This window comes from Shimia sp. SK013 (assembly GCF_001292625.1).
Taxonomy (GTDB): Bacteria; Pseudomonadota; Alphaproteobacteria; order Rhodobacterales; family Rhodobacteraceae; genus Shimia.
In genome coordinates this window covers 247,106-271,682 of record NZ_LAJH01000009.1, presented here as the reverse complement: position 1 = coordinate 271,682, position 24,577 = coordinate 247,106, and the positions used below count along the sequence as shown (strand labels likewise).

At 56.3% G+C, this 24,577-nt stretch carries 25 protein-coding genes; 17 read left to right on the top strand and 8 right to left on the bottom strand.

Going from position 1 to position 24,577, the window contains the following annotated elements:
- Positions 1 to 31 precede the first annotated feature (31 nt).
- The 3 genes from SHIM_RS03845 to SHIM_RS03835 all read left to right on the top strand — a co-directional run bounded on the left by SHIM_RS03845 (position 32) and on the right by SHIM_RS03835 (position 2,363).
- Entirely contained in the window at positions 32 to 391 is a 360-nt protein-coding gene (locus tag SHIM_RS03845; RefSeq protein ID WP_054001291.1) for a hypothetical protein, read from the top strand.
- A 375-nt stretch (positions 392 to 766) separates the two neighbouring features.
- Positions 767 to 1,216, top strand: coding sequence for a hypothetical protein (locus SHIM_RS03840; protein WP_152926439.1), 450 nt, complete (start codon positions 767 to 769; stop codon positions 1,214 to 1,216).
- A 256-nt stretch (positions 1,217 to 1,472) separates the two neighbouring features.
- A complete protein-coding gene (locus SHIM_RS03835) occupies positions 1,473 to 2,363 on the top strand; it encodes a LysR family transcriptional regulator (RefSeq protein WP_054001289.1) in 891 nt (296 codons plus the stop codon).
- 655 nt (positions 2,364 to 3,018) lie between these two features.
- On the opposite strand, the gene SHIM_RS03825 is transcribed toward SHIM_RS03835, so the two are convergent.
- The 3 genes from SHIM_RS03825 to SHIM_RS03815 form a co-directional block, all read right to left on the bottom strand.
- The gene (locus SHIM_RS03825) at positions 3,019 to 4,491 is read right to left on the bottom strand and encodes a carboxypeptidase M32 (RefSeq protein WP_054001287.1); all 1,473 of its coding nucleotides are present in this window, start codon (positions 4,489 to 4,491) and stop codon (positions 3,019 to 3,021) included.
- Positions 4,492 to 4,507: 16 nt separating this feature from the next.
- On the bottom strand, positions 4,508 to 5,659 hold the full coding sequence (gene ctaA / locus SHIM_RS03820) for a heme A synthase (protein ID WP_054001286.1): 1,152 nt from the start codon (positions 5,657 to 5,659) through the stop codon (positions 4,508 to 4,510).
- Between the two features lie 67 nt (positions 5,660 to 5,726).
- Positions 5,727 to 6,473 carry an RNA methyltransferase gene (locus SHIM_RS03815; RefSeq protein WP_054001285.1) on the bottom strand — a complete coding sequence of 249 codons (747 nt, stop codon included), beginning with the start codon at positions 6,471 to 6,473 and terminating at the stop codon, positions 5,727 to 5,729.
- A gap of 132 nt (positions 6,474 to 6,605) precedes the next feature.
- On the opposite strand from SHIM_RS03815, the gene SHIM_RS03810 reads away from it, so the two are divergent.
- The 5 genes from SHIM_RS03810 (at position 6,606) to SHIM_RS03790 (ending at position 10,230) form a co-directional block, all read left to right on the top strand.
- The gene (locus SHIM_RS03810) at positions 6,606 to 6,935 is read left to right on the top strand and encodes a TfoX/Sxy family protein (protein ID WP_054001284.1); all 330 of its coding nucleotides are present in this window, start codon (positions 6,606 to 6,608) and stop codon (positions 6,933 to 6,935) included.
- Positions 6,936 to 7,014: 79 nt separating this feature from the next.
- Positions 7,015 to 7,638, top strand: coding sequence for a thiamine phosphate synthase (locus SHIM_RS03805; protein WP_054001283.1), 624 nt, complete (start codon positions 7,015 to 7,017; stop codon positions 7,636 to 7,638).
- Positions 7,639 to 7,646: 8 nt separating this feature from the next.
- On the top strand, positions 7,647 to 8,540 hold the full coding sequence (locus SHIM_RS03800; protein WP_054001282.1) for a PfkB family carbohydrate kinase: 894 nt from the start codon (positions 7,647 to 7,649) through the stop codon (positions 8,538 to 8,540).
- Complete coding sequence (locus SHIM_RS03795; protein WP_054001281.1) at positions 8,537 to 9,457, top strand: pseudouridine-5'-phosphate glycosidase; 921 nt, start codon at positions 8,537 to 8,539, stop codon at positions 9,455 to 9,457. The genes SHIM_RS03800 and SHIM_RS03795 overlap by 4 nt, the downstream gene beginning before the upstream one ends.
- Before the next feature lie 95 nt (positions 9,458 to 9,552).
- Positions 9,553 to 10,230, top strand: a complete 678-nt coding sequence (locus SHIM_RS03790; protein ID WP_054001280.1) for a DUF502 domain-containing protein — start codon at positions 9,553 to 9,555, stop codon at positions 10,228 to 10,230.
- 129 nt (positions 10,231 to 10,359) lie between these two features.
- Here SHIM_RS03790 and SHIM_RS03785 read toward each other — a convergent pair whose 3' ends face one another.
- Positions 10,360 to 11,133, bottom strand: a complete 774-nt coding sequence (locus SHIM_RS03785) for a 3-hydroxybutyrate dehydrogenase (RefSeq protein WP_054001279.1) — start codon at positions 11,131 to 11,133, stop codon at positions 10,360 to 10,362.
- A gap of 337 nt (positions 11,134 to 11,470) precedes the next feature.
- Between SHIM_RS03785 and SHIM_RS03780 the strand changes: the two genes are divergently transcribed.
- Positions 11,471 to 13,258, top strand: coding sequence for an extracellular solute-binding protein (locus SHIM_RS03780; protein WP_241488784.1), 1,788 nt, complete (start codon positions 11,471 to 11,473; stop codon positions 13,256 to 13,258).
- Positions 13,259 to 13,396: 138 nt separating this feature from the next.
- Here SHIM_RS03780 and SHIM_RS03775 read toward each other — a convergent pair whose 3' ends face one another.
- Positions 13,397 to 14,611, bottom strand: coding sequence for an acyl-CoA dehydrogenase (locus tag SHIM_RS03775; RefSeq protein WP_054001277.1), 1,215 nt, complete (start codon positions 14,609 to 14,611; stop codon positions 13,397 to 13,399).
- 276 nt (positions 14,612 to 14,887) lie between these two features.
- On the opposite strand from SHIM_RS03775, the gene SHIM_RS03770 reads away from it, so the two are divergent.
- Positions 14,888 to 16,000 carry a CaiB/BaiF CoA transferase family protein gene (locus SHIM_RS03770; protein ID WP_054001276.1) on the top strand — a complete coding sequence of 371 codons (1,113 nt, stop codon included), beginning with the start codon at positions 14,888 to 14,890 and terminating at the stop codon, positions 15,998 to 16,000.
- A 42-nt stretch (positions 16,001 to 16,042) separates the two neighbouring features.
- On the opposite strand, the gene SHIM_RS03765 is transcribed toward SHIM_RS03770, so the two are convergent.
- Positions 16,043 to 16,564: a CBS domain-containing protein gene (locus SHIM_RS03765; protein ID WP_152926437.1), complete on the bottom strand. Its 522-nt coding sequence runs from the start codon at positions 16,562 to 16,564 to the stop codon at positions 16,043 to 16,045.
- A gap of 65 nt (positions 16,565 to 16,629) precedes the next feature.
- Between SHIM_RS03765 and SHIM_RS03760 the strand changes: the two genes are divergently transcribed.
- A complete protein-coding gene (locus SHIM_RS03760) occupies positions 16,630 to 16,824 on the top strand; it encodes a hypothetical protein (protein WP_241488783.1) in 195 nt (64 codons plus the stop codon).
- A 21-nt stretch (positions 16,825 to 16,845) separates the two neighbouring features.
- Here SHIM_RS03760 and nqrM read toward each other — a convergent pair whose 3' ends face one another.
- Entirely contained in the window at positions 16,846 to 17,085 is a 240-nt protein-coding gene (gene nqrM / locus SHIM_RS03755) for a (Na+)-NQR maturation NqrM (protein ID WP_054001274.1), read from the bottom strand.
- 12 nt (positions 17,086 to 17,097) lie between these two features.
- Positions 17,098 to 18,117 (bottom strand): FAD:protein FMN transferase, encoded by a 1,020-nt coding sequence (locus SHIM_RS03750; RefSeq protein WP_054001273.1) that lies wholly within the window; start codon positions 18,115 to 18,117, stop codon positions 17,098 to 17,100.
- A gap of 222 nt (positions 18,118 to 18,339) precedes the next feature.
- Here SHIM_RS03750 and SHIM_RS03745 point away from each other — a divergent pair, with 222 nt between their 5' ends.
- Genes SHIM_RS03745 through nqrF form a run of 6 tightly spaced genes read left to right on the top strand, consistent with a single transcriptional unit; the run spans position 18,340 to position 24,177 of the window.
- The gene (locus SHIM_RS03745) at positions 18,340 to 19,677 is read left to right on the top strand and encodes a Na(+)-translocating NADH-quinone reductase subunit A (protein ID WP_054001272.1); all 1,338 of its coding nucleotides are present in this window, start codon (positions 18,340 to 18,342) and stop codon (positions 19,675 to 19,677) included.
- Position 19,678: 1 nt separating this feature from the next.
- Positions 19,679 to 20,878 carry an NADH:ubiquinone reductase (Na(+)-transporting) subunit B gene (locus tag SHIM_RS03740; protein WP_054001271.1) on the top strand — a complete coding sequence of 400 codons (1,200 nt, stop codon included), beginning with the start codon at positions 19,679 to 19,681 and terminating at the stop codon, positions 20,876 to 20,878.
- A complete protein-coding gene (locus tag SHIM_RS03735) occupies positions 20,871 to 21,680 on the top strand; it encodes a Na(+)-translocating NADH-quinone reductase subunit C (protein WP_054001270.1) in 810 nt (269 codons plus the stop codon). The genes SHIM_RS03740 and SHIM_RS03735 overlap by 8 nt, the downstream gene beginning before the upstream one ends.
- Positions 21,680 to 22,333 carry an NADH:ubiquinone reductase (Na(+)-transporting) subunit D gene (locus SHIM_RS03730; RefSeq protein ID WP_054001269.1) on the top strand — a complete coding sequence of 218 codons (654 nt, stop codon included), beginning with the start codon at positions 21,680 to 21,682 and terminating at the stop codon, positions 22,331 to 22,333. The genes SHIM_RS03735 and SHIM_RS03730 overlap by 1 nt, the downstream gene beginning before the upstream one ends.
- Positions 22,333 to 22,941, top strand: coding sequence for an NADH:ubiquinone reductase (Na(+)-transporting) subunit E (gene nqrE, locus SHIM_RS03725; protein ID WP_054001268.1), 609 nt, complete (start codon positions 22,333 to 22,335; stop codon positions 22,939 to 22,941). The genes SHIM_RS03730 and nqrE overlap by 1 nt, the downstream gene beginning before the upstream one ends.
- A 12-nt stretch (positions 22,942 to 22,953) precedes the next feature.
- Complete coding sequence (gene nqrF / locus SHIM_RS03720) at positions 22,954 to 24,177, top strand: NADH:ubiquinone reductase (Na(+)-transporting) subunit F (RefSeq protein ID WP_054001267.1); 1,224 nt, start codon at positions 22,954 to 22,956, stop codon at positions 24,175 to 24,177.
- The last annotated feature ends 400 nt before the right edge of the window (positions 24,178 to 24,577 follow it).

Sequence of the window (24,577 nt, the reverse complement as noted above, 5' to 3'; positions counted from 1 at the left end):
ACCGGAAACACATATATATTGGAGCCAAGTGATGAAAACACCTGCACTTATCGCGGCCTGCCTTTTTGCGGTCCCGACCTTCGCTTTGGCTGACATGAAACCCGTAGACGCCAGCACTGCCCATGCCGCCTTCAGCGGGGCAAACTACACATGCACTTTGCTCAAGAAGGAGTATGAGATGCAGTTTGCGGATGTCCCTGCCGATGCGCGGGAGTTCCCGTATGAAATTCGCACAGCCAATCAGGTAACACAGGACGCCTATATTGTGACCGATGACGGAGAGATCCATCTGCAAAGCGGGGACATTATTCGCTACCTTGCCTTCAGCGAAGACTCGTTGAACATCGCAAAGACAAGCGTCGGACAAGCTGCGGTCTGCTTGCGCGAGTAGGTCACCTGATGTCGACCGCCACGCTGCCTTTTTTGCGACTCTGACTTCCAACGTTCCCCCTCCTGGCATGAGACGCTGAGACAAGCGTGGACATTGACGAACGGTCTTTTAGCGCATGCTCCTTTTCAAACTGGAACGCAGGCTATGGAACATGGCAATCGTTGAAACTCAGCATGCGTTCAAGGCATTAGATTCAGCGCTTTGACGGTTTAAACATCCTGCCTTTTGGCGGCTCGGCGTACCTTCCCAGTTCACAACGAAAATACTTGCACTCACGGACGTGCAATCTTCTGCATTGCCGCGGCTTAAGGTAAGTGAGATTCTTTGAGTGGAATGAAATTGGAACATCATAAAAAAATAATTCTGAGGCGAGAAATGTTTAAAGATAATGACTTAGCCGCACCGGTCGTGGCTAAAGGAGTTTTGACAACTTGCAGAGTTGTCATAGCCGCTCTTTTGGCCGAACAGGTGTATCATTTTGCAACAAACTCATTTGACAAAACTGTGTTTAGCTCGCTCAATGTCGTTCTTGAGCCAGAGTGGATTAAGGACATAATTTGCGGTCAGCTTGGTGTTGCAGCCGTTCTTCTGGCTTTGGGAGTGAGCAGCCGACTTGTCGCCCTTTGGGCAATAACCGTTGTCATCGCGCTGACTTCTTTCCTTTTTCAAAACGGAGCGGTTTTGTCCGAATTTGTAGCTGCCAGATTTCTTGTGTTTGTCGCTGCAACCTCGCCCATTCTTCTGTTCGGAGGAGGAAGTCTGAGCATCCGACCGACAGGCTGGCACGTGAATAGACCTCCAACGATCAAGTTGGCAGAAAGCTAATGTATCGCGCCTGAAATCACCGCGACCAACTTGGGTATGCTCGATTTGTATCTGAGCATGCCTCTTTTTTTGAACCGAAGAAAAATCTAAGGCGTAAAAGTCAGTGTACTGAAAAATTTTTTCCAAAACAAATTTGAATGTTTGGACAAATATTTCGCATTCGTTGTGAGTTTGGCAGTTACCCAACCACCCACCCAAGTCCGAAACGCAACTCGAAACGGGCTTCAACGAAACCAATCGCTTGATAAGGAACGCTATGGACAAAATGGAAAAACTAAACTGGGATGACCTTCGGGTCCTTTCTGCTGTGATAAAAACGGAGAACTTAACCAGCGCAGCGCGGCGTTTGCAAATTGATCCAACGACGGCCTCTCGACGAATAACGCGGCTTTCAAGTTCAATTGGGTTTCCTGTCTACACCAAGCTGTCCGACGGATGGCGCTTAAACCCACAATTGCAAACTTTTTTCGGCTTGGTAGATGAATTTTGCCACGAAATGGAAAGGGAAATGTCGAAGTTTAAAACTCCTGCGTATGGAAAATCCAGTTCACGTCACGAGCTAGCGTTATCCGCCCCAGCTTCTGTTGTTGCGGGCGTTTTCCTGCCACACCTCTCTGACTTAACTGCGAAGCATCCGGAACTGGGGCTTTCTTTGCATTTTGGCACGCTCATAAAGGTCCTGGGAAACAACGACCTAATAATTACGACTAGTCAACCGTCTCAGGGACGATTGATGGTTCAAAAGCTCGGGCAACTCACTCTTGAAGCTTTCGCGCCAAAAACAATGAATCCGAAAGACCGCAGTAGGTGGATCGGCGGTGTCGGTTTGGAGGATCCGTTTGGGGTTGAAATGTTTGGAAAGACCTTTTTTGGACAAGAGCCTGAACATCGTGTGGACACCTTTGCTGACGCCTTACAACTTTCTCTGAGCAATGGCGCACCAAGCATTCTGCCGAGAATAACCGCCCGCCCAAAACTTGAATTGCTAGACCGATTGGATCCAAAAAACCCCTTAAAAATCAATCTTTTGATGTGTTTCCATGAAAGCAGAAAGGACGATGCGGGCCTCCGAGCTGTCATTGAATGGTTAAAATGGGCTTTCAGCGTAGAGGCTGAAGTATGTCGATCCGCTTACGAAGGCGAATGATTGCCAACCAATCATCCATCGCTTTTGTGCACGGCTGTATATGCAACTATGACGGTTGATATTTCCTCTAAATAGGCGGTTCCTAAGAACACGAGCACTACAACTTTAATTTATAATAACAAAAGTTGAGGCAAAAAAAATGTTAAACCGAACTCCCTCTTTGGGGCCTGCTTCAAGCGCCCTTCTAATCATATGCAAGCTCACTATTGCCGTTCTCCTCGCAGAGCAAATCGTGTACTTTACCCTTGGGGTTGAAGACAAATCCTTGTTGAGTTCTCTCGATCAAATACTTGAATCGTCGAACTTGAAGTTTGTAGTTTGCGGTCAATTGGCGATTGCAGCTGTGTTGTTGACTTCCGGCATCTATAGTCGCGTTATCACGGTTTGGGTGTGGCTTATGGTAATCTCCCTAACGTCTTTCCACTTACAAAATGAAGCAATTGTCACGGGATTTTGGGCGGTAAGAGTGCTCTTGGTTCTCGTCGCTTCCGCCCCAATCCTTCTGTTCACCGAAGCAAAACAATCCAAGCGTCTGCCAACTCGGCGCGCGGGAATTCGTGGTTAAAATTGGTCTAAACCTGCCAAAGCAATGACCACCACGGACACCTGGGCGCGCTCTCGCAAACGTACCTCACCGCAGAGCGCGCCAACTTTTTTACAGCTTGTAGATATCGCCAAACTTGGCTTCCAGATAATCCAGCAACGGCTCACCACTCGGTGCGGCACCTGTCGCGTGAACAATGGTGTCGGCCGGTTTGCGCAGCCCGCCAAATTGCTGCAGGTTTTCTCGCAGCCACCCGGTTGCCACAGACGTGTCCCCCTGTGCCAGTTGGACGTCCAGATCCGGCACCGCCTTGCGCAACGAGTCGTTCAAACATCCGGCATAGACATTGCCCAACGAATAGGTCGGGAAATATCCAAACAGCCCGACCGACCAATGCACATCCTGTAAAACGCCATTGGACGGTTTGTTCACCGCATACCCAAAATCTGCCTCAAACCGATCGTTCCACGCGGCCTCAAGATCATCGACTGCCAGATCGCCCAGCATCAACGCCCGCTCCAGATCAAAGCGCAGCATAATGTGCAGGTTATATTGCACCTCATCAGCTTCGGTCCGGATATAGCCGTCGTTAACGCGGTTCACAGTGCCATAGAAATCCTCAGCGTTATCAACACCAAAATCGCCAAATGCCTCTTTCATTTGTGGGAACAGCCAACCGGAATAGGCGCGGCTGCGGCCCAGTTGGTTTTCATAAATCCGGCTCTGGCTTTCGTGCACCCCCATCGACACACCGCGTCCCAGCGGTGTCAACAAATACGCATTGTCGATGCCTTGCTCATAGGCTGCATGCCCAACTTCGTGGATAGTGCTGTAAAAACAATTGAACGGCTCATCCGTGGTCCGCGTGGTGATCCGAACGTCCAACCCGCTGCCTGAACAGAACGGATGCGTGACCTGATCAATCCGCCCGTGGTCAAAGTCATAACCAAACGACGCCGCCAGCTTTTCTGTCAACGCCATTTGCGCCTCAGACGGAAAGGTTCCGGTCAGTTTCGGCGGGGCTTTCGCTGCCAGAACCGCTTCGCGCAACGCCACAAGTCGGGGCCGCATCGCATCAAACATCGCAGCAATTTCGTTGGCCGTCATTTCCGGCTCGTAGTCATCAACCATGGCGTCATAGACATCGCCACCCGCTGCCAGCGCCTGACCTTCCTGCTGCTTTAGGCCCACAACTTCTTTTAACGTTGGCAAAAACGCAGCCACATCTTCATCGGCCCGCGCCTGTGCCCAGATGCCTTGGGCCCGGCTGGTGACCTTGGCAATCTCTGCTGCCAGATCCGCAGGCACTTTTGACGTCCGCTCAAACGATTTGCGGATGTGGCGCTTTTGCGCGCGCTCAACGTCACCAAGCTTTGCGTCGTCAATCTCGGCCAGCCACGCCCCAACCTTTGGGTCAATCCGGCGCGCGTGCAACACGCTTTCCATCGCGGCCATTTCCTCGGCCCGCTGCGGGGCTGCACCCGCTGGCATGATCGCCTCCTGATCCCAGCCCAAACGGCCGGCAACCTGACCCAAAGCCTGAGTCGTGTGCTCAAACGCCATCAACTGCTTATATGCAGGCATTCTTGTTTTCCTCTTTTCAGGTCGCGTCGCGAACGGACGATGCAATCGGATAATGGCTCAGGAACCGCGCCCGCAGGATCAGTGCCCAAACCGCAATGGCCACGCCCTGATGCACAATCGCGATGTGCACGGGTGCAGCGTAAACAACGGTGGCAACGCCAACGGCAATCTGCACGGCAATCGCGGCAATTGCAGCATTAAACGCAAATCGGGTGGCCGCGTGGGCGGAGCCCTGCGCACGGCGCCAGACAACCACTGCGAAGATCACCAACAGATACCCCCAGATGCGATGTACAAACTGCACAAGTCCAGGATTTTCAAAGAAATTCCGCCACACGGGCTCCAGCATCATGGGATCGGGCGGGATCACCTGCCCGCCCATCAGCGGCCAATCGGTATAGCTGCGACCCGCATCAATACCGGCCACCAAAGCGCCGAGCAGAATCTGCACAAAGCTCATGTGCAACAGGCCTGTCGACAAGCCAAACAACTTTGCCTCTTTGCCGCGCCGCGCCTGCATCAAATCACGCTCTAAGCGCCCCATCATCAGAATGTACCAGCCGATAAAGCCCAAAATGATGAACGCCAGCCCCAGATGCGTCGCCAAACGATAGCTCGCCACCGTGGTCACGCCCTGACCAGAGGTCACGCCGCTGGCAACCATCCACCAACCCACAGCGCCCTGCGCGCCACCAAGCGCACCAATCAACACCAGCCGTCCGGTCCAACCGGTCGGGATTTGTCGTGCCACCAGGAAACCAAAGAACCCAAGCGTCCAGACAAGTCCGATAACCCGCCCCAGCTGACGATGACCCCATTCCCACCAATAGATCGTTTTGAAATCCGCCAGCGTCATCCACTGGTTCTCGATCTGCCACTGGTCGATCTGTTTGTATTTGTCGAATTCCGATTGCCACTCGACTTCACTCATCGGCGGCATCGCCCCTGTCACAGGCCGCCATTCAGTGATCGACAACCCGCTGTCGGTCAGGCGGGTTAGTCCGCCCACCACAATCATCGCCACCACCAGCGCAAAGAGCACCATCAACCAAGCCCGGATGCCGCGCCGCGCGCCCTTGGTGCCGCCATCGATAACCCCAACGGCTTTTGGCGCCTCTTTGGGGGTCTCACCGGATACATCTTCGAAAATGCTGCGTTTCTGGCTCATCGCTGCGCTCCTGATTTGGCTGCGAGGTTATGTCTCTTCTGGGCGCGCTTCAACCACAGATGAACCCTTATTCAGAGCGATCTTTCCAGCGCACCATTTGCCGCATCACGCCGTGCAACATCTGCACGTCCGCCCGTGTCAAACGCATACGGCTCCACATGTTACGCAGATTGATTTTCATACCCTCTGCCTTGGGCGCTGGATAAAAGAATCCTGCCTCATCCAAACGCTCTTCATAGTGACGCTCAAGCGCTTCCATTTCCGAATGCGTCGCCCAGTCGGTTTTCGCCATATCGACGCGCTCAGCCACAAATTCCGTGCTCGCCCGCCGCCATTCATAAGCGGTCAGCAACACGCATTGCGCCAAATTCAGCGAGGCATATTCAGGGTTCACCGGCACATTGATAATGGCGTTCGCGCGCGCAATATCCTCATTCTCAAGTCCTGCCCGTTCCGGCCCGAACAACACCGCAACTTTTTCGCCGCGTTCGATCATCTCCGCTGCCTGCAGCATCGCCTTCTCCGGCGTGACCACCGGCTTGGTCAGCCCCCGCGCCCGCGCCGTAGTGGCAAAAACATAATGACAATCCGCAAGCGCCGCCTCGGTGGTTTCGGTCAGCAAAGCCCCGTCCAAAACCCGTCCAGCGCCCGACGCCATCGCCACAGCCCGCTCGTTTGGCCAACCATCCCGTGGGTCCACAATGCGCATCTTGTCGAGCCCAAAGTTCAGCATCGCCCGCGCGGCACCACCGATGTTTTCGCCCATCTGGGGACGCACCAAGACAAAAGCAGGCTGCGGCTGATCGCTGGACATATCGGCACTCCATGTGGAAATCCGCCCGCTGATACCCCCTCACTCGCTTCTAAACAAGCGCCCCCGCTTCCTCTTGCTGTAAATATCCGCGCCGCAGGCCTAATATCTCTGCATCCAACACGGAGGAATCACATGCCTTATGATGAAGGACACGCCACTCTGATGCGTGAAGAACTTGTCGACATCGCAGGGATCACCGAGAAAAAGATGTTCGGCGGGCTCTGTTTTCTGCTGCACGGCAATATGGTCTGCGGCGTTCACAAAGGCGGCGGAATGGCCCGCGTCGGCAAATCGCGCGAAGCCGAAGCCTTGGAAATCGACGGCGTGGATCCCTTGTCCTTTACCGGACGCCCCATGGGCGGCATGGTCGACATTTCCGAAGACCTTCTGGCCGACGACAACCTGCGCGCCAAAGTCATTGCGCTGGCGCTCACAAACGCACGCAGCTTGCCGCCCAAATAACCTAACCCGCATAGCCAATCCCGATTTTCCGCGTTATAGCGGCGCAAACACCTCGACAGGTACCTAAGGAGAGCCTCGCATGGCCGACACAGAGCAGCCGCAGATCTATCTGATCACGCCCCCGGACATTGAACTCTCCCGTTTTCCCGACCAGCTTGCCGCCGTTCTGGACAGCGCCGATGTGTCTTGTGTGCGCCTTGCCCTTGCCACCCGCGACGAGGACCGCATCTCGCGGGCGGCGGACGCGCTGCGTGACATCACATTTGAACGCGATGTCGCGCTGGTGATCTCCGAGCATGTCCTGCTTGCTGAACGTCTTGGTCTGGATGGTGTGCATCTGACCGACGGGGCGCGTTCTGTGCGCAAAGTCCGCAAAGACTTGGGCGATGACGCTGTCATTGGCGCGTTTTGCGGCGCGTCCAGCCACGATGGCATGACCGCCGGCGAACACGGCGTCGACTACGTCAGCTTTGGCCCCGTGGGAAACACTCCGCTGGGCGACGGCACACTGGCTGAAAAAGACCTGTTTCAGTGGTGGTCACAAATGATCGAAGTGCCGGTTGTGGCCGAAGGCGCTCTTGACACCAACATCATCGCACAGCTGTCGCCCTTCACCGACTTCTTCGGAATTGGCGAAGAAATCTGGAAAACCGACGATCCGGTTGCCCAACTCGCCGAGTTCCGCGCCGCATTCACCGCCTGAGACGTTTTATGACCCAGCCGCCAGACATTCTTTGCATCGGTTCAGTCCTCTGGGACATCATCGGGCGCGCGCCAAGCCACATGCGTCAAGGCTCCGATGTGCCGGGCCGCATCTCCCGCCTGCCCGGTGGCGTGGCCTGGAACATCGCCATGACGCTGGCCCGTTTCGGGGTGCGTCCTGCGACGCTCACCGCCATCGGTCGCGACGCCGAAGGTGACGAGCTTATGACCGCCTGTTCTGAAATGGGCGCGATGATGGATTATGTGTATCGCTCGGCTGATTTGCCCACCGATACGTATATGGCCGTCGAAGGCAAAAACGGCCTGATCGCCGCCATTGCCGATGCCCATTCGCTGGAGGCTGCAGGCGACAAGATCCTGACTCCGCTCGAAGACGGCACACTTGGGTCCCAAACTGCGCCCTATCCCGGCCTGATTGCGCTCGATGGAAATCTGACGCAACGCCTTCTGGATCAAATCGCACGCAGCCCACTCTTTGCAGCCGCCGATTTGCGTGTCGCACCGGCCTCTCCGGGCAAAGCTGAACGCCTGATGCCGTTTCTGATGCATTCGCGCGCCGTGCTTTACGTGAACTTGGAGGAAGCCGGCTATCTCTGCCAAAAAGAGTTCTCCACCTCCCAAGCTGCCGCACAAGGTCTGCTGGATCGCGGCGCCGCTCGCGCGCTGGTCACAGATGGCGGCAACGACGCCTCCGACGGCTCGGACAAAGGCATTATCACACAACAACCGCCCGCAGTTCTGGTGACCCGCGTCACCGGAGCGGGCGACACCTTTATGGCTGCCCATATTGTGGCCGAATCCCAAGGCTGCGCTCGCAAAGAAGCGCTCGACCGCGCCCTCACCGCAGCTGCCAAATACGTTTCCGGAGAACACGCCACATGATGACCCTGACCCGCTCCCCCGAAGTGATCGATGCGCAGAAAAACGGCGCCCCTGTGGTGGCTCTTGAAAGCACCATCATCACTCACGGCATGCCCTATCCGCAAAACCTCGAAGTCGCGCGCCAGGTTGAGGCTGATATTCGCGCTGCCGGCGCAACGCCCGCCACAATCGCCGTGATCAACGGCACATTGCACGTCGGCTTGACCGACGCCCAACTCGAAGGCCTCGCGCAAGCCAAGGATGTTGCCAAAGTGTCCCGCGCCGATATGCCCGTGATCATGGCCAAAGGTGGCATGGGGGCCACCACCGTTGCCGCCACAATGATCGCGGCACATCTGGCCGGCATTGATGTCTTTGCCACCGGCGGCATCGGAGGCGTGCACAAAGGCGCCGAACTCAGCTTTGACATCTCCGCCGATCTTCTGGAACTCGCCGCGACCCCCGTGACCGTGGTGGCCGCAGGTGCCAAAGCCATTCTCGACATCCCAAAAACGCTTGAGGTGCTGGAAACCCACGGCGTGCCTGTGATCGCATTCGGTCAGGGCAGCTTCCCCGCCTTCTGGTCGGCAACCTCTGACCTCACCGCGCCCCTTCGTATGGACAGTGCCGCTGAAATCGCCCGGGCGGCGCTGACGCGTCAGGCCATGAACCTTCCCGGCGGCCAACTCATCGCCAACCCGATCCCTGCAGATGATGAAATCACAGCCCAAGTGCTCGCTCCGGTGATCGCTCAGGCCACGCAAGAGGCCGACGCCCAAGGCGTCTCGGGCAAAGGTGTGACGCCTTTCCTTCTGCAACGCATCTTTGAACTGACAGATGGCAAGTCCCTCGTCGCCAACATCGCTCTGGTCCGGAACAACGCCCGCCTTGCTGCCAAAATTGCCACTGAAATGAGCAGTTTGCGCACCAAGTCTTAAAGTCCCTGTGTCACAGCGGCGCGACCTAAGGTAAACCCGTTGCGCCGCCACGCCGAAATGCCTAACTAGAAGGCAAGGGAACAGCGGGACCAGTAATGACAACACCATTTGATGAAGAGAAACGCAAAGCCAGCTTTTTGGGGCGCCTGCGCTCCAGTTTTCTAACCGGCATCGTTGTCATTTTGCCCATCGCGCTGACCATCTGGTTGTTATGGACACTGGTCGGCTGGGTCGACAGCTTCGTGCTGCCACTTATCCCGGACACGATCCAGCCCGAGAAATACATCGGCATCAACCTGCGCGGTGTCGGCCTGATCATCTTCCTGATCTTCACCGTGGTGGTCGGCTGGATCGCCAAAGGCTTGCTCGGCCGCTCACTCATTCACTGGGGCGAAGGGCTGGTCAGCCGCATGCCCGTGGTGCGTTCGATCTATTCCGGCGTCAAACAGATTGCCGAAACCATCTTTGCACAAACCGAACGCAGCTTCGAAAAAGCCTGCCTGATCGAATACCCGCGTCGCGGCATCTGGGCAATTGGCTTCATCTCGACAACTGCCAAAGGAGAAGTCGCCGACACCGCCGCCACAACCGGCGATTTGATGAGTGTTTTTGTCCCGACCACGCCCAACCCGACCTCAGGATTTCTGCTGTTCTTCCCCAAAGACGACATCGTTGAACTCGAGATGTCGGTTGAGGACGCCGCCAAACTGGTGATCAGCGCGGGTCTGGTCTATCCCAACGCCAAAGACCCCACACAGCCGCCTGAGGCTTGAACAGTCCCACTTCCTCTTGCCCAAAATATCCTGGGGTAGTGACAGCCTGCTGTCACAGGGGCAAAGCCCCTCACCGGCGCGCAGCGCCAGACAAAGCGCGCGCCGCAAGGGGCGCACCGTTAAATCACATCACATCGCAGTCCAACCGCCATCCACGCTGATCGTGGTGCCCGTGATCTGTGCCGCCGCATCGCTGGCCAGAAAGCACACCGTGCCGCCCAATTGCTCCACTGTGGCGAATTCGCGGCTCGGCTGGCGCTCCAGCATCACTTTCTTGATCACCTCATCGCGGTCCATGTCGTATTTCGCCATAGTGTCCGGAATTTGCGCTTCCACCAGGGGGGTTAAAACATAACCCGGACAAATCGCATTACAGGTGATTGGCTCCTCGGCGGTTTCAAGCGCCACGGTCTTGCTCATGCCCACCACGCCATGCTTGGCCGCCACATAGGCCGCCTTGAATGGCGACGCCGTCAAACCGTGCGCGCTGGCGATATTGATCACCCGGCCCCAGCCACGCGCCCGCATGTGCGGCAATGCGGCCGCTGTGGTGTGAAACACCGAATTCATGTTGATCGCGATGATGGCGTCCCATTTGTCGACCGGAAATTCATCGATCGGCGCCACATGTTGGATCCCGGCGTTGTTCACCAGAATATCGCAGCCGCCTGCGGTCTCTACCAAGGCCCGACATGCGTCGCCTTGGGACATGTCCGCCTGAATATAGCGTGCCGCGACACCAAACTCCGCGCTGATCTCTGCGGCCAGCGCGTGATCGTTTTCGTGGTCGGTGAAAGAATTGAGAATCACTTCCGCCCCCGCACGCGCCATTTCCCGCGCCACGCCCAGACCGATTCCCGAGTTAGATCCGGTGATGATCGCGGTTTTGCCCTTCAGGCTCATATCGATTCCCTTCCTTCATTTGTCGCGGCCGCATCATAGCATGCTGCATCAGCAAAATAAGGGAGATCGACCCGCATCCGTAGTCTTACGTAACCCGCGCACCCCAATCACAATCAGGCAAAAAAAAACGCCCGCACGAAGCGGGCGTAAAGTTATTGAGGCAGGTTTCATACAGGCAAGAAACCTATCGAGCAGTGACACCTTTATAAGCATTTGTGCGCCGCACTCCAAGCTAAAAGTTTGAAAAGCCTCATAACCCCCGCTACTGCTAGGCCTAACAAAACAAAGGCAAGTCGGGATTGTTGAAGTAATGAAACCAGTATGTTTCTCGTTAAGAATGGCCCTGACGGCCGCTGCAACCGTTGTTTTCATAGGCTCGCAGGGAATCGCTGACCCGAGCCACGGCATCGCCATGTATGGCGCGCCTGCCCTTCCCGCCGATTTTGACGCCCTGCCCTATGCCAACCCGGACGCGCCCAAAGGCGGGCGGATTGTGACCGGCAACACCGGTGCATTCGATTCGCTTAATCCGTTTGTGCTCAAGGGCAACGCCCCGTGGCAACTACGATTCTTTGTTTATGAATCACTTATGGGCCGCAACCGCGCCGAGCCTTTTGCGCTTTACGGCCTGCTCGCCGAGTCCATCGAGACCGCACCGGATCGCAGTTGGGTCGAATTCACTCTGCGCGACGAGGCCCGCTTCTCTGACGGCTCCCCCGTGACGGTCGAAGATGTCATCTGGTCTTACGAAACCCTCGGGACCGAAGGTCACCCGCGCTACCACTCGCTTTGGAAGCAAATGGAGAGCATTCAGGCCACCGGCCCGCAATCCGTTCGTCTGACGTTCAACACCGACAACCGCGAACTTGCCCTGATCGCCGGTCTGCGCCCAATCCTCAAAAAGGCGCAATTCTCCGATGATGAAATCGCCGATGTAACTCTGAATAATTTCCCGATTGGCTCAGCACCCTACGTCGTGAGCGATTTTGATCCCGGGCGTCAGGTGACTTTGTCGCGCAATCCCGACTACTGGGGCGCAGACGTCCCAGTGCGGCGTGGCACCAATAACTTTGACGAAATCCAGATTGATTTTTACGGCGACGGAGAGGTTCTCTTTGAAAGCTTCAAGGCCGGCTCAGTGTCCTACGCGCGTGAATTCAACGCCGAGAAATGGGCCAACCAATACGACTTTCCCGCGACAGTCTCCGGCGATGTAGTGAAATCCGAGATCCCCCATCAAAAGCCCTCAGGCATCACCGGTTTCGTGATGAACACCCGACGCGCGCCGCTGAATGACATTCGCGTGCGGGACGCGCTGATGCACAGTTTCAATTTCGAATACATCAACGATACGATGACCGGCGGGCGCCAGCCGCGGATCAGTTCCTTTTTCTCAGGCTCGCAACTCGCGATGCGCCCGGGCGCGGCCCAAGACGAGACCGCCGCGTTGCTCACGCAATTCGCCGATGACCTCCCTCCGGAAACCCTTTCCGGCTACACCCTGCCCGCCTCCGACGGATCCGCCCGCGACCGCCGCAACATGCGCACCGCAATCAAGTTGCTCGACGAGGCTGGCTGGGACGTGGTCGAGGGGAAAATGCAAAACGCGGATGATGAGGCGCTGGCGCTCGAAATACTGCTGCCGCAAAATGACTCCCAAAACAAGGCCATCGTCGACATCTGGCGCAAAGCGCTCGAGAACCTCGGCATCGACGTGAGTGTTTCTCTGGTGGACAACGCGCAGTACGCGCAGCGCCTTGGATCGTTTGATTTCGATATCACCAAAGAGCGCCGTGCGCTTTCCCTCAGCCCGGGCAATGAGCAGCGCCTGTATTGGGGCTCGGACGCTGCTGCGCAGCTCGGCTCGCGCAACCTCGCGGGCATCACCTCGCCCGCCGTTGACGCCATGATCACCGAAATGCTGACCGCCGAGTCACAAAAGGACTTTGTCGCGGCAACCCGCGCATTGGACCGCATCCTAACCTCAGGTCGCTACATCATCCCGATCTGGACCTACGCGGTGGGCCGCATCGCGCATCGTCGCGAAATGCGCTTTCCGGATGAGCTGCCGATCTACGGCGATGGCGCCGACTGGATGCCGCAATTCTGGTGGTGGCAAGACTGAGCCCGTCCCCGACTGCGCCGAAATTGACACTGTCGCGATACAGCCGTGTTACCGACGCAATACAGACAGGGGTTTTTGGGAATTGTCCGCCCCCGCCAAAGTCGCTGAAGCGACCCGGCGAAAGGCGCGCGCTTAGGTCTAGAAAAACGCCTGCAAACCGGTCTGCGCGCGACCTAGGATAAGCGCGTGCACATCATGTGTGCCCTCGTAGGTGTTCACCGTCTCAAGGTTCACCATGTGGCGGATCACGCCAAACTCGAGGCTGATCCCGTTGCCGCCATGCATGTCCCGCGCATGGCGTGCAATCTCCAGCGCTTTGCCGCAATTGTTGCGTTTGATGATCGACACCATCTCGGGCGCTGCCTTGGCCTCGTCCATCAAACGCCCAACCCGCAACGCCGCCTGCAAACCCAGCGTAATCTCGGTTTGCATGTTCGCCAGCTTCAGCTGAAACAGCTGCGTCTGCGCCAGCGGTTTGCCAAATTGCTTGCGGTCCAAACCGTATTGGCGTGATGCATGCCAGCAATACTCAGCCGCCCCCATCGCGCCCCAGGCAATGCCGTATCGCGCGCGGTTCAAACATCCGAAAGGCCCCTTAAGTCCTTCTACATTCGGCAAAAGTGCGTCCTCAGACACTGCAACGTTTTCCATCACAATCTCGCCTGTAATCGACGCGCGCAGCGATGCCTTGTGCATAATCTTTGGCGCGGACAACCCCTTGGTGCCCTTGTCCAAAACAAAGCCACGGATCTTGCCACCATGCGCGTCCGACTTGGCCCAGACCACAAACACATCCGCAATCGGTGCGTTGGAAATCCACATCTTTGCACCGTTCAGCACATAGCCGCCGTCGACCTTCTTGGCCGTGGTTTTCATGCTGCCGGGATCAGATCCCGCATCCGGCTCAGTCAATCCAAAACAGCCGATCCATTCGCCGGACGCCAGCTTTGGCAGGTATTTGTTGCGCTGCTCTTCAGAGCCATAGGCGTAAATCGGATACATCACCAACGAGCTCTGCACCGACATCATCGAGCGATACCCACTGTCGACGCGCTCCACTTCTCGCGCCACCAGACCGTAGGTCACATAGCCCGCACCAATGCCGCCATATTCTTCAGGAATCGTTGTGCCCAACAGCCCCATTTCGCCCATCTCGGCAAAGATCTCAGGATCGGTTTCCTCTTTCTCAAACGCAGTTGAGACCCGCGGCGCCAGCTTTTCATCGCAATAGGCTTTTGCCGCATCGCGCACCATACGCTCGTCTTCTTCAAGCTGGCCTTCGATCAGAAACGGATCTTCCCAGTTAAAGCTTCCAAGATCGGGTTTGGATTGAGGTGCCAGATCCTTGGCCATGATTGTCTCCTTTGCGCACGTTGGGTGTCGCATACTACATTTTTATTGTGTCTCAGTCTGCCGAGGCCCGCCCTGGGGTCAAGGCGCCATGCCGCAACTGCCGCCGCGTCCGAGTGAGCTCGCCACAGCTATTGCGCAGAATTCAAGGCGATGCTAGGGAAATTTAACTTGTGTAAGACTTCTGCATCACCGCGCGCCTTGCATCGCAAACCTTACGAAAAAATCTGCTATGATTTTATATCATTCGGAACACCACTCAGAAACTGAAAGTCTGATATGAAACCCCTTGAAGGTTTAAAAGTTGTCGAACTCGCTCGAATCCTTGCGGGCCCATGGGCGGGCCAGTCTCTGGCGGATCTGGGCGCCGAGGTCACCAAGATCGAGGCCCCTGAAGGCGACGATACGCGCCATTGGGGCCCTCCTTTCATTGACCGTGACGACGACCACACAGCCGCATATTTTTATGCGGCAAACCGGGGAAAATCGTCGGTAGTAGCTGATTTTCGCACACCGGAAGGACGAGAGGCTGTCCAAAACCTGGTCAAAGATGCCGATATCCTGATTGAGAATTTCAAGGTCGGTGGGTTGGCAAAATACGGGTTGGATTACGACAGCCTGAGCGCGCTCAATCCGCGCCTGATTTACTGCTCAATCACAGGGTTCGGCCAAACCGGCCCATACGCCAACCGTGCTGGCTATGACTTTATGATCCAGGGTATGTCCGGCCTCATGTCCATCACTGGTGAGCCGGACCATCAGCCTCAAAAAGTCGGCGTGGCGGTTACCGATGTTGTCACAGGCCTTTACGCCACAATCGGTATCCTCGCCGCCGTTGAACAGCGTCATCGCACTGGCCGTGGTCAGCACCTGGATATGTCCCTGTTGGATTGTGCAACCGCCTTGTTGGCCAACCAAGGCATGAATTATTTGGCCACCGGCGATAGCCCCACCCGCAAGGGCAATGCGCACCCAAATATCACGCCTTATCAAGTGGTTCCGACACGCGACGGCCATATCATTCTTGCGGTTGGTAATGACGGTCAGTTCCAGCGCGCCTGCGGCGTTCTCAACATATCGCCGCTTGGCACACATCCTGATTTTGCAACAAATCAGGCCCGCGTCGCCAATCGCGAGGCGCTGACAACTCAGATAGAGGCCGCCACAAGTCTATGGACCTCGGCGGACCTTCTTGAAGCATTGGAACAGGCCACCGTGCCCGCAGGCCCGATCAATTCAGTCGAAGACGCTCTGAACAATCCGCAAATTCAGGCCAGAGGCATGGTCTATGAAACCGACGGCATCCCGGGCATTCGTGGCCCCTGGACCTTCTCAGATGCCGAGCTTGCTTTGGACAAGACAGCCCCCAAGTTACCGTCCGCCAAAAAGTGAACGGTTGGGATTAGATACGACCCATAAGCTATTGTTTTTAAACTATCCTACGATCAACTGCTTTAACTGAAGCGCTTCGTGTTCCAGCTCATTGAGACGGTAATTCACCAAATCACCAATGGTGATCATACCCGCCAGCCCCACGTCCGAGGTCACCGGCATGTGGCGAAACTTGCCTTCTGTCATGCGCTTGAGAACCGACACCAGCAAATCGTCAGGTGTGCATGTTTGAACCTTAGACGTCATGACATCTTCGACCTTTTGCGGCAGCGTCTGCCCCGGAGTGTCCGCCAGTTTGCGTACGATATCGCGCTCTGACAGAATTCCCTGCAACGCGCCGTTGGCATCCGTCACAACCAGCGCACCAATGCGTTTGTCGCGCAGAACTTTCACAGCCTCGCCCAACGTATCCTGCGGACGAATCGCAAACATATCGCCGCCCTTGCGGTCCAAAACCCTTTGGACTGTCACTGCTTCGCCCGACACATTGGTTTGTGTTGTCTGGCTCATAGTACGCGACTTTTCATCGGAATTGCGGTTGGGCGCCTGATAAGAACTGGGCATCAATGGGCTCCTTGCGTGCTGCTTATTCAACAAGTATGTGACCAGCTTAACCGCAAGATTTACCTTTGGGGATTTTTCTTTTGCCCGAGATCACGCTTTCGCCGCCACTGGCCACTGGCCTGTTTGTGCTTTTCGTACTTTCTGGGCATCGTTTTCGGAAGGTCTGGAAAGACGAAGGTCCGCGTTGGCAGCTGTGGCTGTCAGGAGTGATCGCGGCGGTGTGTCTGCTGACGGTCGCGCTGTTCCCGCTCACTGCATAAGCAAAAAAAACCCCTGATGAATCAGGAGTTTTCCGCATCCATTTGGTCAAGCATTTTGCGGGCCCGCGGGCATTGCAGGCGCTCGCGCAGCGGGCTGTCGGGATCAATGTCTTTGGAACAGACAACACATTTGTCGGACCCTGCGATTGCATTCAATCCGCCGCAACTGCCTTTGATCGTCCGTCCGCTAAAGATAACGCCGACGGACATGCCAATCGTCACAATCAGCAGAAAGAAAAAGGCCAGCAGAAAGGTTTCCAAAAGCGATACCCCTTAGGTCAAGGCCGCGAACTTGCTCGACGCGGCGGTCACAAACGCCTTTTCGGCTTTTGACGTGTCACGATCAATGAACAATACCGCGAGATCGTGCGCTTCGGCAACGATCATTCCACGCTCACGGCCCATTGCCAAAAGGCCGGTGGCCCAGGCATCCGCCAACATCGCGTTTTCCGCCAGCACGGTAACCGACGCGGTGTTGTGCGTGACAGGACGACCTGTGGTCGCATCAATAATGTGCGAATAGCGCTGCCCGTCTTCTTCAAAGTAATTGCGATAGTCGCCAGAGGTCGCCATGCCGAGGTTGCTGACACCAACAATCTTTTGCACGTCACGCAACAGCGCGTCGGGCGATTCGATTGCGATCTGCCACGCCATGCCTTCAGCATTCTTGCCTTTGGTCAGGATATCGCCGCCGATTTCGACCATATAGTTTTCGATGCCAAATTGCTCAAGCGTTTGACCGATTTGGTCCACGCCGTAGCCTTTGCCAATCGCCGACAAATACATCTCCGCCTCCGGGTTAAGCTTCTGCAGGCCCGCATCGCTCAGGCGCAGCGCATCGCCCTGCCCGACTTTGGTCATGGCACTGGCAATATCTGCTTCGGACGGCATGTGACCCGGTTTGCCTTTGGCACCAAATCCCCACACATCAATCAACGGGCCAACGGTCAGGTCAAACAGACCTTCGGTTGCCGCATGAACAGCGTTTGCACCGTCCAGCAGCTCTGCCATTTCAGCCGACACAGCAATCGGAGCCGACGTACGCGCGGTGTTGATCTTTGAAATCTCGGACCCAGCGTTCCAGTTGGACATCTGGTTGTCTGTCTTCGCCAGCGATGCATTGATCGCGGTCTGAAGCGCGTCCTTGCTGACCGAATTGGCCGGATCAACCGCAACAACGGTGTAATTCGTGCCCATCGTCTGCCCGCTCAGCAGGATATCAGCAGCGCCGCGTTTGCAGGCCGCCAAAGCGAGAGACATGAAAATAAAACTGCGTCGGGATATAGATGTCATGGCTGGCACGTCATTCAGGGTTGTGGCATCAATACGCTGTCACAGGCGGAACGCCGGACAAAAAAGATGCGCGTTTGAATTTGAGCGCACAGTATTTCTCTCCTCACGGAGAAACAATAGTAAAAACGGTTGAATAAGACTGGTTGAACGGGAAAAAGCGTCGTATACGCTGGCGCAATCAAAACCAGTTACTGATCAACCAAACGACAGGATGACATTGGCGTGCAGCATTTCGTGCTACGAAAAGGCCTGACTCTTCCAGTCACCGGGGCTCCCGGCGAAGGAATACATGAAGGTCCGGCAGTCAAGACCGTGGGGATACTCGGCTCTGACTATATAGGATTGAAACCTCGAATCTCTGTGGCCGAAGGCGATGTTATCGCTGCAGGCGCGCCAGTGATGGCCCATAAAGATTCGCCCGAGGCCGTTGTGGTCTCCCCCGTCTCCGGTCGGGTCAAAGCGATCAATCGCGGCGCGCGACGGGTATTGCAAAGCATCGAGATCGAGGTTGATGCTGATGCAGCGGCGCCCATCGACTTTTCGTCTACCGGTGACATCACCGCCCGCGACGGCCTTGTGGAGCGCCTTTGTGCCGCAGGCCAGTGGGGCGCGTTCCGCACGCGACCTTATTCCAAAGTGCCGGCTGCTGACGAAACGCCAGCGGCGATTTACGTCAACGCGATGGACACCGAGCCGCTCGCCGGTGATCCCGCAGTGATCATTGCTGACGCAAGTGACGCATTCGCCAAAGGCCTCGCCGCAATCGCGACGCTCAGCGGAGGCAAGACGTACCTCTGTCACGCCAAAGGCGCCGATGTGCCCGCCGCTGACGGTGTCGAAGTCGCGACATTCGAAGGCCGCCACCCCGCCGGCCTTGCTGGCACGCACATGCACTTCCTTGAGCCACCCACCGCGTCCAAAATCGTTTGGACCATCGGCTATCAGGACGTGATCGCCATTGGCCGCTTGCTGGAAACCGGCACTGTTGATGCAAACCGTGTGGTTGCTCTTTGCGGCCCGCTTTGTGCCAACCCGCGCTTGGTGCGCACGCTGACAGGGGCTTCAATGGCCGATCTGACCACGGGCGACACAACCGGTGACGCACCCGTGCGTCTGATTTCCGGTTCGATCCTAAGTGGCAAGGCCGGCGGCGCAGCGGAGGCTTATCTTGGCCGCTACGCGCGTCAGTTGACCGTTATCGAAGAGGATCCCAAGCAGATCCCGATGGGCTGGATCCGCCCGATGCCGTCCAAATACTCGTTCCTTCCGGTACTGGGCTCCGCGTTTTCCAAGAAACTCTATCCGCTGACTTCCAACATGAACGGCGGTCGCCGCGCCATGGTGCCACTGGGCACCTTTGAGGAGCTGATGCCGCAGGATTTCCTGCCAACACAGCTTTTACGCGCCCTTCTGGTTATGGACACCGATGAGGCCCAAAAATTGGGTGCGTTGGAGTTGGATGAAGAAGACCTTGGCCTCGTGGGCTTCGCCTGCCCGGCGAAATATGAATACGGCATGGCGCTTCGCGACAGCCTCACCAAAATTGAACGGGAGGGCTGACATGGGGTTGCGCAATTTCTTTGACCGCATCGAGCCGAACTTCGTCAAAGGCGGTAAATACGAAAAGCTGTTCCCCATCTATGAGATGGTCGAAAGCTTTATCTACACGCCCAAGACCGTGACAACAGCCGCGCCACACGCGCGGTCCTACGTCGATATGAAACGCATCATGACCTACGTTGTGATCGCGACGATCCCCTGTATCATCATGGGGCTTTATAATGTCGGCCTTCAGGTCAACTCGGCTTATGAAACCATTGACCCGACCGGCTGGCGCGCTTGGATCATCTCCTCGCTCGGCATCGGCTTCAACGCCGGAAACCCGCTGGCGAACTTTGCCCACGGACTGCTCTACTTCCTGCCGATCTATATCACCACGCTGGTCGTGGGCGGCATCTGGGAAGTGCTTTTTGCCACGGTACGCGGCCATGAAGTCAACGAAGGCTTCCTTGTGACCTCCATGCTGTTTGCCCTGATCATGCCCCCTGCCGCGCCATTGTGGCAGGTGGCTCTGGGTATTTCCTTTGGCGTCGTTATCGGCAAAGAAGTCTTTGGTGGCACAGGCAAAAACTTCCTTAACCCCGCCCTTACCGGCCGCGCGTTCCTCTACTTTGCCTATCCCGCCAATATGTCGGGCGACACCATCTGGACGCCGGTTGATGGCTTCTCAGGTGCGACCGCGCTGTCGATTGGCGCGTCGCAAGGCTATCAGGAACTTGCTGCCAACGGCATGAACTGGATGAACAGCTTCGTCGGAACCGTTCAGGGCTCGATTGGCGAAGTCTCTGCACTGGCCTGTCTGATTGGTCTCGCCTTCCTGCTGATCACCAAGATCGCCAACTGGCGCCTTGTGGTCGGTTGTATGGGCGGCATGATCGGCTTTTCTCTGCTGCTCAACCTCATTGGCTCTGACACCAACCCGATGTTTGCCATGCCTTGGTATTGGCACTTCGTGGTCGGCGGTTTCGCCTTTGGTCTCGTGTTCATGGTCACCGAACCGGTGTCCGCCAGCCACACCAACGTCGGGCGCTACATCTACGGGGCCTTGATTGGCTTCATGGTTGTGATGATCCGCGTGCTGAACCCCGCCTTCCCCGAAGGGATGATGCTCGCGATCCTGTTCGGCAACGTCTTTGCGCCTCTGATCGACTACTTCGTCGTCCAAGCCAACATCAAACGGAGGGCGCGTCGCCATGTCTGATGTTCCCAATCAAAACAAGGGTCCAATCGCCCGCTTTCTGGCTGCTCCACCCGACAGCGTCGGCAAGACGATCTTCATTGCGGTAACGCTGTGCCTTGTGGCGTCGATGATCGTGTCGGCCACATCCGTGGCCCTGCGTCCCCTGCAAGAGCAAAACAAGCTCAAAGACAAGCAGGCCAACGTTCTGCAAGTTGCCGGGCTCTATGAAGACGGCATGGATGTGATCGAAGGCTTCTCGGTTTTTGAACCACAGGTTCTTGAACTTGAAACTGGCATGTTCACCGACGCCTTTGACGCCGCAAGCTTTGACGATCGCGCTGCCGCATCTGATCCGGAACTGTCGGTGCGTCTGACAAATGATCCGGCAGGCATTGGCCGTAAGGCCCAATTCGTCACAGTCTATTTGCTGCGTAACGATGATGGCTCTTTGGACAAGGTGATCCTGCCGATCCACGGCTATGGCCTCTGGTCGACGCTCTATGGCTTCATCGCGCTCGAAGAAAACGGCAACGACATCTTCGGTCTGCAGTTTTACGACCACGGTGAAACACCGGGTCTGGGTGCCGAAATCGACAACCCACGCTGGAAAGCGCAGTGGAACGGCAAGAAGCTGTCTGACGATGACGGCACTTTGCAAATCACGGTCGCAAAGTCGACGCCGCCTGCGGGTGCCGATTACCACGTCGACGCACTTGCGGGTGCCACTCTGACGTCAGTTGGTGTGGACAACCTCGTGCGCTTCTGGATGGGCGAAGCCGGTTTCGCCCCCTTCCTTGAAAACCTCAAAGCGGGAGAGCTCTGATGGCCCAGACCAAGAGAGACCTTCTGATCGACCCGTTGGTCGACAACAACCCGATCACACTTCAGGTGCTGGGCATCTGCTCTGCCCTCGCCGTAACCTCCTCGCTGGAAGTTTCGATGGTGATGGCGCTTGCCGTGACCGCCGTGACAGGCTTCAGCTCGATGTTCATCTCGGTGTTGCGCAACCAGATCCCCGGCTCGATCCGGATCATCGTTCAAATGGTGATCATCGCCAGTCTCGTGATCATCGTGGATCAGGTGCTTAAGGCTTATGCCTATGAGGTGTCCAAAACGCTGTCGGTGTTTGTCGGCCTGATCATCACCAACTGTATTGTGATGGGCCGCGCCGAAGCCTTCGCCATGAAAAACCCGCCGATCGACAGCTTTGTCGACGGGGTTGGCAACGGGCTTGGCTATGGCGCTCTGCTGCTGACCGTTGGCTTTATCCGCGAACTCTTTGGCGCAGGCACATTGTTTGGCTTCACCATTCTGCCAACCGTGAACAACGGTGGCTGGTACGTGCCTAACGGCATGCTGCTGCTGCCTCCCTCGGCGTTCTTCATCATCGGGCTTCTGATCTGGGCTGTGCGCAGCTGGAAAACCGGACAGGTCGAAGAACGGGAATTTAAAATTCAAGTTGTGGAGGGCCACTGATGGAAGGGCTTCTCTCTCTGGCCGTAAAGGCCATCTTTGTTGAGAACCTCGCGCTCTCATTCTTTCTTGGCATGTGTACTTTTATCGCCGTGTCCAAGAAGATCTCGACCGCGTTGGGGCTGGGTATTTCGGTGATGCTTGTGCAAGCCATCACCGTGCCCACCAACAACCTCTTGCTGTCCTATTTGCTGGCGCCAGGCGCGCTGGCTTGGGCCGGATTTCCCGATGTTGACCTGACCTTCCTTGGTCTGATCTGCTACATCGGCGTGATCGCGGCTATGGTGCAGATCCTTGAAATGGTGCTCGATAAGTTCTTCCCGCCGCTCTACAACGCGCTGGGTGTATTCTTGCCGCTGATCACCGTGAACTGCGCCATCCTGGGTGGCTCGCTCTTTATGGTGGAACGCGACTACAACTTTGCCGAGGCGACCACATACGGCCTCGCTGGTGGCTTTGGCTGGGCACTGGCAATCACCGCAATGGCCGGTGTGCGCGAAAAGCTGAAATACTCCGACATTCCCGACGGCCTTCAGGGTCTCGGCATTACCTTCATCACCGCGGGTCTGATGGCTTTGGCCTTCATGTCCTTCTCCGGCGTGAAACTCTGAGGGGCGACACAGATGGAAACTTTTACACTCGGCGTCGTCCTCTTTACCCTGATTGTTCTGGCACTTGTCTCGATCATTCTGATGGCGCGTTCTCGGCTGGTATCAACCGGCAACGTCAACATCACCATCAACGGTGAAAAGACGATCTCTGTTCCCGCCGGCGGCAAGCTTCTGCAAACTCTGGCCGAACAGAAACTCTTCGTCCCATCCGCTTGTGGCGGCGGCGGCACTTGTGCCCAATGTCGTGTGCGTATTCACGCGGGCGGCGGCTCTATCCTGCCGACCGAAGAAAGCCACATCACCAAGCGTGAGGCCTCCTGTGGCGACCGCCTGTCCTGTCAGGTGGCGGTCAAGCAAGACATGGACATTGAAGTCCCCGAAGAGGTCTTTGGCGTCAAAAAGTGGGAGTGCACCGTGCGCTCCAACGAAAACGTCGCAACCTTCATCAAATCGCTCATTCTGGACCTGCCAGAAGGCGAAGATGTGAATTTCCGCGCCGGCGGCTACATCCAGATCGAGGCGCCAGCGCACAAACTGAAATACACCGACTTCAACGTCGAAGACGAGTATCGCGGCGACTGGGACAAATTCAATTTGTGGCAGTATGAATCGGTCGCTTCCGAACCCGTGGAACGCGCCTATTCGATGGCCAACTACCCGGACGAGCGCGGCATGATCATGCTCAACGTCCGCGTTGCCTCCCCGCCTCCGGGCAGCGAAGGCATCCCTCCGGGTCTGATGTCGTCCTATATCTTTAACCTCAAGCCCGGTGACAAGGTGACAATCTCGGGTCCGTTTGGCGAATTCTTCGCGCGGGATACGCAAAAAGAGATGGTCTTTATCGGCGGCGGTGCGGGCATGGCCCCCATGCGCAGCCACATCTTTGACCAACTCAAGCGTCTGGAAAACCGCGATCGCAAGATCAGCTTCTGGTACGGTGCGCGCTCCAAGCGCGAGATGTTCTTTGTCGAAGATTTCGATGGTCTGGCCAAAGACTTCGACAACTTTGACTGGCACGTCGCCCTGTCGGATGCGATGCCCGAGGACGATTGGGACGGCTACAAAGGCTTCATCCACAACGTGTTGTTTGAGGAATACCTCAAGAACCACCCGGCGCCTGAAGATTGCGAATTCTACATGTGTGGCCCGCCTATCATGAACCAATCCGTGATCAACATGCTGCTGGATATGGGTGTGGATCGCGAAGACATCATGCTTGATGACTTTGGCGGCTGATCTGAAATACCACCACCAAAACAAAAAGCCCCGTCAATAGGCGGGGCTTTTTCACGAAATGCAAGCGGAGCCGCAGATCGGTGACCGAATTCTCTGGGCCGGAAACCGCTTCGTGGTAGGAAACGTACGGATCACGGCACCTGCCCGTGCACCGGTATTTTGCTAAGCAGAGCGAGGCGTATGAGTGCAGCGAAAGTCTGGATTGAGCCCAGACCTACGGGCAATTGCAACTTAGCGCGGCATAGTATTGATCTGGGAAGACTTAGTCTCCCGTCAGAAATTCAAGGTAGCTCAAAATGAATGAACACGAACTCTATCAAGAGGTAGAGACAAAAGTAGAAGCGTTTTCGGACCATATTAACAATTTAGATCATACTCTTAGGAGTATTCCTGACGAAAC

What these genes read in the sequence shown, in the direction of transcription:
- SHIM_RS03845 (WP_054001291.1), top strand. Translation starts at nt 32, where the DNA reads ATGAAAACACCTGCACTTATCGCGGCCTGCCTTTTTGCGGTCCCGACC.
- SHIM_RS03840 (WP_152926439.1), top strand. Translation starts at nt 767, where the DNA reads ATGTTTAAAGATAATGACTTAGCCGCACCGGTCGTGGCTAAAGGAGTT.
- SHIM_RS03835 (WP_054001289.1), top strand. Translation starts at nt 1,473, where the DNA reads ATGGACAAAATGGAAAAACTAAACTGGGATGACCTTCGGGTCCTTTCT.
- SHIM_RS03825 (WP_054001287.1), bottom strand. Translation starts at nt 4,491, where the DNA reads ATGCCTGCATATAAGCAGTTGATGGCGTTTGAGCACACGACTCAGGCT.
- ctaA (WP_054001286.1), bottom strand. Translation starts at nt 5,659, where the DNA reads ATGAGCCAGAAACGCAGCATTTTCGAAGATGTATCCGGTGAGACCCCC.
- SHIM_RS03815 (WP_054001285.1), bottom strand. Translation starts at nt 6,473, where the DNA reads ATGTCCAGCGATCAGCCGCAGCCTGCTTTTGTCTTGGTGCGTCCCCAG.
- SHIM_RS03810 (WP_054001284.1), top strand. Translation starts at nt 6,606, where the DNA reads ATGCCTTATGATGAAGGACACGCCACTCTGATGCGTGAAGAACTTGTC.
- SHIM_RS03805 (WP_054001283.1), top strand. Translation starts at nt 7,015, where the DNA reads ATGGCCGACACAGAGCAGCCGCAGATCTATCTGATCACGCCCCCGGAC.
- SHIM_RS03800 (WP_054001282.1), top strand. Translation starts at nt 7,647, where the DNA reads ATGACCCAGCCGCCAGACATTCTTTGCATCGGTTCAGTCCTCTGGGAC.
- SHIM_RS03795 (WP_054001281.1), top strand. Translation starts at nt 8,537, where the DNA reads ATGATGACCCTGACCCGCTCCCCCGAAGTGATCGATGCGCAGAAAAAC.
- SHIM_RS03790 (WP_054001280.1), top strand. Translation starts at nt 9,553, where the DNA reads ATGACAACACCATTTGATGAAGAGAAACGCAAAGCCAGCTTTTTGGGG.
- SHIM_RS03785 (WP_054001279.1), bottom strand. Translation starts at nt 11,133, where the DNA reads ATGAGCCTGAAGGGCAAAACCGCGATCATCACCGGATCTAACTCGGGA.
- SHIM_RS03780 (WP_241488784.1), top strand. Translation starts at nt 11,471, where the DNA reads ATGGCCCTGACGGCCGCTGCAACCGTTGTTTTCATAGGCTCGCAGGGA.
- SHIM_RS03775 (WP_054001277.1), bottom strand. Translation starts at nt 14,611, where the DNA reads ATGGCCAAGGATCTGGCACCTCAATCCAAACCCGATCTTGGAAGCTTT.
- SHIM_RS03770 (WP_054001276.1), top strand. Translation starts at nt 14,888, where the DNA reads ATGAAACCCCTTGAAGGTTTAAAAGTTGTCGAACTCGCTCGAATCCTT.
- SHIM_RS03765 (WP_152926437.1), bottom strand. Translation starts at nt 16,564, where the DNA reads ATGCCCAGTTCTTATCAGGCGCCCAACCGCAATTCCGATGAAAAGTCG.
- SHIM_RS03750 (WP_054001273.1), bottom strand. Translation starts at nt 18,117, where the DNA reads ATGACATCTATATCCCGACGCAGTTTTATTTTCATGTCTCTCGCTTTG.
- SHIM_RS03740 (WP_054001271.1), top strand. Translation starts at nt 19,679, where the DNA reads ATGGGGTTGCGCAATTTCTTTGACCGCATCGAGCCGAACTTCGTCAAA.
- SHIM_RS03735 (WP_054001270.1), top strand. Translation starts at nt 20,871, where the DNA reads ATGTCTGATGTTCCCAATCAAAACAAGGGTCCAATCGCCCGCTTTCTG.
- SHIM_RS03730 (WP_054001269.1), top strand. Translation starts at nt 21,680, where the DNA reads ATGGCCCAGACCAAGAGAGACCTTCTGATCGACCCGTTGGTCGACAAC.
- nqrE (WP_054001268.1), top strand. Translation starts at nt 22,333, where the DNA reads ATGGAAGGGCTTCTCTCTCTGGCCGTAAAGGCCATCTTTGTTGAGAAC.
- nqrF (WP_054001267.1), top strand. Translation starts at nt 22,954, where the DNA reads ATGGAAACTTTTACACTCGGCGTCGTCCTCTTTACCCTGATTGTTCTG.